This is a genomic window from Rhizobium sp. R635, from assembly GCF_002211285.1.
GTDB lineage: Bacteria > Pseudomonadota > Alphaproteobacteria > Rhizobiales > Rhizobiaceae > Rhizobium.
Map to the genome: position 1 here is coordinate 89598 of NZ_LOKX01000015.1, position 6748 is coordinate 96345.

At 60.9% G+C, this 6748-nt stretch carries 4 protein-coding genes; 1 reads left to right on the forward strand and 3 read right to left on the reverse strand.

What is annotated here, in order from left to right:
* Nucleotides 1-111: 111 nt before the first annotated feature.
* The 3 genes from ATY78_RS14360 to ATY78_RS28870 are packed head-to-tail and all read right to left on the reverse strand — an operon-like array spanning nucleotide 112 to nucleotide 5967.
* Nucleotides 112-3555 (reverse strand): error-prone DNA polymerase, encoded by a 3444-nt coding sequence (locus tag ATY78_RS14360; RefSeq protein WP_088682995.1) that lies wholly within the window; start codon nucleotides 3553-3555, stop codon nucleotides 112-114.
* Nucleotides 3552-5099 (reverse strand): DNA polymerase Y family protein, encoded by a 1548-nt coding sequence (locus ATY78_RS14365; protein WP_280950445.1) that lies wholly within the window; start codon nucleotides 5097-5099, stop codon nucleotides 3552-3554. Before ATY78_RS14365 ends, ATY78_RS14360 begins: the two co-directional genes overlap by 4 nt.
* Nucleotides 5011-5967, reverse strand: a complete 957-nt coding sequence (locus ATY78_RS28870; protein ID WP_245313578.1) for a hypothetical protein — start codon at nucleotides 5965-5967, stop codon at nucleotides 5011-5013. The genes ATY78_RS14365 and ATY78_RS28870 overlap by 89 nt, the downstream gene beginning before the upstream one ends.
* Nucleotides 5968-6129: 162 nt before the next feature.
* Between ATY78_RS28870 and ATY78_RS14370 the strand changes: the two genes are divergently transcribed.
* A complete protein-coding gene (locus ATY78_RS14370; RefSeq protein ID WP_088682997.1) occupies nucleotides 6130-6567 on the forward strand; it encodes a metallopeptidase family protein in 438 nt (145 codons plus the stop codon).
* Nucleotides 6568-6748: the final 181 nt, after the last annotated feature.

A 6748-nucleotide genomic window follows, 5' to 3' on the forward strand; every position in this document is an offset into this window, starting at 1 on the left:
GCAGCGATAGGCCGGGCTTGTTGCAGATTCTCTAAAATTGGCGGCGATTCCCGGACGGAGACACCAGCACATGATGAAGGCGCGCCCGCACGATTCCGATCTGCATGCCCCTCAATGAAAATTCCGCCCGCGCGGCATGACTTCGGCGGTTTCCGCCACGCCCGTTTGGCGGCCTGCGGCAATCATTCGTTTTTCCAATGTCGCTCCTTTGCGCGCATCCACGACCTGCCGCTGGTCGCCGCCTGGTCTCAACACCTCGTCCGACCGTTCGCAGGCGCCGAAACGGCGGGCCTCGCGTTGCAGGATGCCGAGCGCCGGCGTCATGTCCTCGATATGCTCGACGACGGTATGGATCACGCCGCTATGGCTTTGCAGCCTGCCGCGGATTTTCACGAGCCGGGCGCCCATGACGACCGCCCGGTACTTGTCGAATATCTTGCTCCAGACGATGGCATTGGCGACCCCCGTCTCGTCCTCCAGCGTCATGAAGATCACACCCTTGGCCGATCCCGGCCGCTGGCGCACCAAGACAAGCCCCGCGATCGTCACCCTCTTTCCGTTCGGCACTCTGAGAAGATCGACATTGCGCGTGATGCCGATCTTGCGGAATTCCTCTCTGAGGAAGGAGACCGGATGCGCTTTCAGCGACAATGAGAGATAGCGATAGTCCTCGATCACCTGCTCGCCCGCCAGCATGTCAGGAAGACGGGCCTTCGGTTCGACCTGAAGGTCGATATGGTTCACCTGATCGAACAGCGGCAATGTCTCGGGCGCATATTTCGCATCCAGCGCCCTTGCGGCCCAGAGCGCCTCGCGCCTCGACAGGCCGATCGAACCGAAGGCATCGGCATCCGCCAGCCGCTCGATATCGGCCCTGTCGAGACCGGATCGCAGCCAGAGATCACGAACCGAGCCATAGCCATTGCCCCTGTTGGCGAGAAGGCCTTCCAGCGCTTTCTCCGACAGGCCCTTGACCTGCCGGAAACCGAGGCGGACGGCTCGCTTCGTCTTGATGATGCCGCGCATATCGGCATGCCGGCTGTCGACGGCATTCCTGTCGAACACCGCCTCTTCGAGATGGCAATCCCAATCGGATCTGTTGATGTCGACCGGCAGGATCTCGACCCCATGCTCCCTGGCGTCGCGGACAAGTTGGGCCGGCGCATAAAAACCCATCGGCTGCGAATTGAGCATGGCAGCGCAGAAGACGTCGGGATAATAGGCCTTGATCCAGGACGAGGCATAGACCAGGAGGGCGAAGGAAGCCGCATGGCTTTCCGGAAAGCCGTATTCGCCGAAGCCTTCGATCTGGCTGAAGCAGCGTTCGGCGAACTCCTTCGGATAACCTCTCCCGGTCATGCCGTTGATCAGATCGTCCTTGAACTCGTTCACCTTTCCCAACCGCTTGAAGGTCGCCATCGAGCGGCGCAGACGGTCGGCCTTGGCAGGTGAGAATCCTGCCGCGGTGATCGCGATCTGCATGGCCTGTTCCTGAAAGAGCGGGACGCCGAGCGTCCGCTTGAGGATCGGGATCATCTCGTCTTTCGGATATTCGATCTTGAAATCGGGCGAATGCGACTGCTCCCGGCGAGTGAGATAGGGATGAACCATGTTGCCCTGGATAGGGCCGGGACGGACGATCGCCACCTCGATCACGAGATCGTAGAAGCGCCTCGGCTTCAGTCGGGGCAGCATGCTCATCTGCGCCCTGCTTTCGATCTGAAAGACGCCCAGCGTATCGGCCCGGCACATCATGTCGTAAACCGGCACGCCCTCGTCCCCATGTTCCCTGTTGCCGAGATCGGCAAGGGTTTTCTTCACCTCGTAATGCAGTTCGAGCAGTGAAAAAGCCTTCCTCAAGCAGGTCAGCATTCCGAGCGCCAGCACATCGACCTTGAGGATCTTGACATTGTCGAGGTCGTCCTTGTCCCACTCGATCATGTAGCGATCCGGCATCGCCGTCTTCATGATCGGCACGACCTCGTCGAGCCGGTCCCGCGTGATGACGAAACCGCCGACATGCTGGGTGAGATGACGCGGGAAGCCGAGAAGCTCGGAGGCATAGCGCAGAACGTTCAGGGTCACCGGGTCTGCAATATCGAGCCCGGCCGCTTTGGCATCGCGCTCCGACAGATTATCCTCCGACCAGCCCCAGACCAGGCTGCTGATCGCCGACTGGACATCCTCCGAGAGCCCGAAAGCCTTGGAGACTTCGCGGCCGGCCGAACGGGTGCGATAGGTGGTGACGCCAGCCGTCAGCCCGGCATGCTCCCTGCCATATCTCCCGTAAATGTGCTGGATGACCTCTTCGCGCCGGTCATGCTCGAAATCCACATCGATGTCAGGCGGCTCGTCCCGGTCCATCGAGATGAAACGGTCGAAGAGCAATGTGCTTTTGGTCGGATCGACTTCCGTGATCTCAAGGCAGTAGCAGATGACCGAATTGGCCGCGGAACCGCGACCCTGGCACAGGATCTTCAATTCATAACGCGCATGCTGAATGAGCTTGTGGACCGTCAGGAAATACGGCTCGTATTGCTTCTCCCGGATGAGATTGAGTTCATAGTCGATCTGAGCCTGGATCTCGGAAGGGACGCCATCCGGATAACGCTTCGCAGCCCCTGTCCTCGTCAATCGTTCGAGGGTTTCATAGGGCGTTTCGCCGGGGTCGTTTTCCGGCGGATAATTGTGTTTGAGTTCATCCAGCGAAAACGAAAGCCTGCCGAAAAACACCTGAGTATTGGCGATCGCCTCCGGATAATCCCGGAAGACGCGGGCCATTTCACGTGAATCCTTGAGATAGCGCTCGGCATTCGAGGCAAGAAGAAAACCTGCCTCGGCAATCGGCACATGCTCCCGGATCGAGATGACGATATCGGAAAGCGGGCGCCGGGCGGTATGGTGATAGAGCGGCTGATTGGTCGCGACGACAGGAATAGCGTTGCGGGCGGCGATCATGGAAAGTGCTGCGAAAACCTGACGGTCGCGGCCGTCATAGGCAGGCGCCAGCGCCATATGAAATGCCTCGCCGAAGCGTTCCCGGAACCGTTCGAGACAGGCCGCCAATTCCTGCTCACCGGCAATTTTGCCGGCAACCGACGGATCGGGGACGAGGGCGAGCATCATCTCGTCTCCCCATTCCATGATATCCGCCTCGTAAAGCAGGCAGGAGCCTTTTTCCGCCCGCAGGTTTCCCGCGCTCAGCAAACGGCAGAGATGCGCCCATCCCCGCCTGTTCCGGGGATAGGCAAGGATTTCGGGGGTCCCGTCCGAAAAGACGAGCCGGGCGCCCGGTTGAATCCGGATCGGATCGAGAATTTTCTCCTCTTTCCCATCGAGGTTCTTCTCATGCCTTCGCTTGAATTTCTCTTCGATCTCCTGCGCCTGCGCATACGCCCTGACGACGCCGGCAACCGAGTTTCGGTCCGCAATCCCAAGACCGGAAAGTTTCAGCATGGCAGCCTGCATCACCATTTCCTCAGGCTTCGAAGCACCTTCCAGAAAGGAGAAATTGGTGCGTGCACCGATCTCGAAGAATGCAGGCGCCCTGTTCATGCGAAAACCCCGTGCATGAACCAGCGCGGCGGCGGCTCCTCGCCATAAAAGCCTTCTCGATAGATCCAGAAGCGATGACCGGCATTGTCCTCGACCCGGAAGTAGTCACGGGTCCTGGCATCGGCGCCATCGATCCACCACTCCATGGCAAGGCGTTCCGGACCTTCGCTGCGCAAGACCTGATGCTGCATGCGCCGCCAACGGAAGCTTTGCGGCGGCCCTTCCGGAACTTCGGCAAGCGAAGCCTCCACCGGTTCCGGCCTGGCGAAAAGCCGCAAGGGCCGCTCGCTGCGGGAGGGGGAGAGACGGCTTTCTCCGCTTTTGCGATGCGTGGGGAAACCCTCCATCAAGGGACTTGCGACGACCGCGCGTTCCGGCACATGGCTCTCGCGAAGCTGAAAACCCTGCAGACAGTCCGCGCCGAGGCGGGCCGAGACACGGTCGACGAAGACTGCAAGCGAAATTTCCCTTTGCCGGCCGCCGTCGAAATCTCCCTGCGTCGCTTCGAAGGGCTCATGACGCACGACATTCAGCCGCAGGATCTCGAAACCGTAGCCGGCATCGAGATCGTCATGAATAGCCTGCAGACGCTGGGAAAAGAGATCCGCGATCCGCTTCGGCTCCCTGAGCGGCCGCGAAGCGCCGACGGCAATCCGGAAAACCCTGCCGTCGACCCGAAAGAGCACGAGTTCGAAGGCGCGGCCGCCGGCGCCGCGCGCTTCCAGGGATGGTTTCAACGACATGGCGACCTGGCCGGCAAGGGCGAGAATATCCTCCTCGGTGCCGATCGGCTCGGCCAGGCGCCGCTCGGCCGACAGGCTGGCGACGGGCAGCCGCGGCGAAACCGGTTCCTCGTCATGCCCGAGCGCCTGGTCGAGCCGCAGAAGCAGGCTTGCCCCGAAACGACGGGTCAGCGGCGCCCGCGGCGCGTTCATGACATCGCCGATATATTTCAGCCCGAGTTTCTTCAGCGATGCCACGATCTCTTCGTTCAGCCGAAGTGCGGCAACCGGCAACGGCGCCAGCACATCCTCCATCTCCTCGTCTTCGACGACGCCGCCATTGCCGAACCGGGCGACGGCCGAGGAAAGACCTGGGGAAGAGGAGATCGAGCCGCGCACATCCAGCCCCATATGGAAAAGCCGCATGAGAATATCCCTCAGCAGCGCTCTCTCGCCGCCGAAAAGATGGGTGCAGCCGCTGATGTCGAGGAAGAGCCCATCCCGTCCGTCGATCGCCACCAAAGGCGTATAGCGGTCGCACCAGTCGGCGATGGCTTCGAGCAGCCGTGCGTCGGCGGCCGGATCTTCCTCGACGATATCGAGCTTCGGATGCATGGCGCGGGCTTCCGCGACACCCTGGCCCTTCTTCAGGCCGAAGGCTTCCGCGGCCTCATCAAGCGCCGTCAGCCGCATGGCATTCTCGTGCTTTCCGGCACAGACGATCGGCGCGGCTTCAGGACGCCCTTTCGAACGCCAGGAAAGTCCCCATTTTTTGCGGGCGATCCTGTCTGTCGGTAGATGCGGAAAACTGAGCGCCAGGATACGCTGACCGCTCGTCTGGAGTAAGAGCGTGCCTTGGTTCGCCGACGGGGAAAAACTGACGTTCATGGGGGTTCCACTCCAGAAGAAGGGAGAGCGGAGCCGGGTTGCGGCTCTTCTCCAGGCTGAGACGAAAAACCGGATTGCCGATGCTGCCGGCAAGCCGCGATCCATTCGGCAGGGACCGCATGCCGGATGGCGCGGGTTCGGCCAGCAGGCGGAAGACGGCGCTGCTTGCCTCCTCCTCCCCCGCCTGCCGAAGCAGGAAGAGTGGCCGGCCGGCCGCCTTGGCGCGCAGACCGAGCCGCCGGCTCTCGGTCAGGCCGAAATGCGCAGGATTGCCCCTGATCTCCAGGATGACCACCGAAAAGGCGCCACTTTCCACCGCGCTTTCCGCAAGCCAGAGCGCCTCTTCGAGCTTGCGCGGCAAAGCAAACAGGAAACAGTCCGGCCGCAGGCCGAAATCCTGCAGGCCCACCGCATAGGGAAGACCGGCCTCCATCGTCGAGATCGTATCGCCGATCCAGAGTATCGGCGAACGATCGCCGTCATTCTCCTCCAGCCGCTGCAACAGAGCCGCGGCGGCGAGCGCGAAGCCGCAGGCGGCTCCTGCATTCCGAAGAAGGCTGGAACGGATTTCCGTGATCGCATCGAGCGGCAGACCGCCTTCCATCGCTTCGTCGAGCGAGGTCACGCCGAACGGCAGCCGAAGTCCGCGGCCATTGCACTGCGCAGCCTGCCTCGTCTCCTTGCCCGATGCCAAGGCTTCCCGCTCCGCTGCCGCAAGCGCCGGCGCGGGTTTTCCTTCCAGTTTGGCGATGGTTTCGCGGAGCGCAAAAAGCCGCTCGCGCGCCAGGGCGTTCTGCGCCATGGCGTTACTCCGATCCGTCTTGTTCCTGTTATGTTCTTATGGATTCCAGAGAGCCGGAGAAGAGTCAACAACCATTTTATATGAATTTATTCCTGCCTTTGATTCCACACTCGAAAAACGGCGATAAAGGTTCTATATGGGCCCGCAAAGGAAGGAATATTCATGGCCCGCATAGACCAGAGCGATGATTGGCGAGACCGCCATGCGCCGACGATCAGCACTTTCGAGTCGCTGGCCATGGAGGCTTACAGCCATTTGCCGGATGAATTCCGGCGGCTGACGACCAACCTCACGATCGAGATCGAGGATTTTCCCGATGACGACGTTTTCGAGGACATGGCGCTGGAAACCCCTTTCGATCTGCTCGGTCTTTTCGAGGGCAGGGGCATTTCCGAACGCTTCACGGTGGAAACCGGCGAGATGCCGAACCGCATCCGCCTCTATCGCCGTCCCATCCTCGACTACTGGGCCGAAAACGACGAGACGCTCGGCGATATCATCACCCATGTCCTGATCCATGAGATCGGCCACCATTTCGGGCTGAGCGACGAGGACATGGAGCGGATCGAGGCAAGCGCCGAGGAAGCCACCGAGCGCTAAAGCGCGTCGCGATCTTTTAGATTCGCTCCTTGCGCTTTAGCTCTTTGTTTTTAAGCATGTCGTTATCGCAAAACATGGGGTAATCGCGGCGCGATCACCCCATGTCATATTTATCAGATGATGGCTGTCTGGGGTGGTTGCCCCCGGTAAGATGGCAAAACGGGCTCACGATTGAACCGGG

Excerpts from the sequence above, each read along its gene's own strand:
- ATY78_RS14370 (WP_088682997.1), top strand. The coding sequence starts at position 6,130 with ATGGCCCGCATAGACCAGAGCGATGATTGGCGAGACCGCCATGCGCCG.
- ATY78_RS28870 (WP_245313578.1), bottom strand. The coding sequence starts at position 5,967 with ATGGCGCAGAACGCCCTGGCGCGCGAGCGGCTTTTTGCGCTCCGCGAA.
- ATY78_RS14360 (WP_088682995.1), bottom strand. The coding sequence starts at position 3,555 with ATGAACAGGGCGCCTGCATTCTTCGAGATCGGTGCACGCACCAATTTC.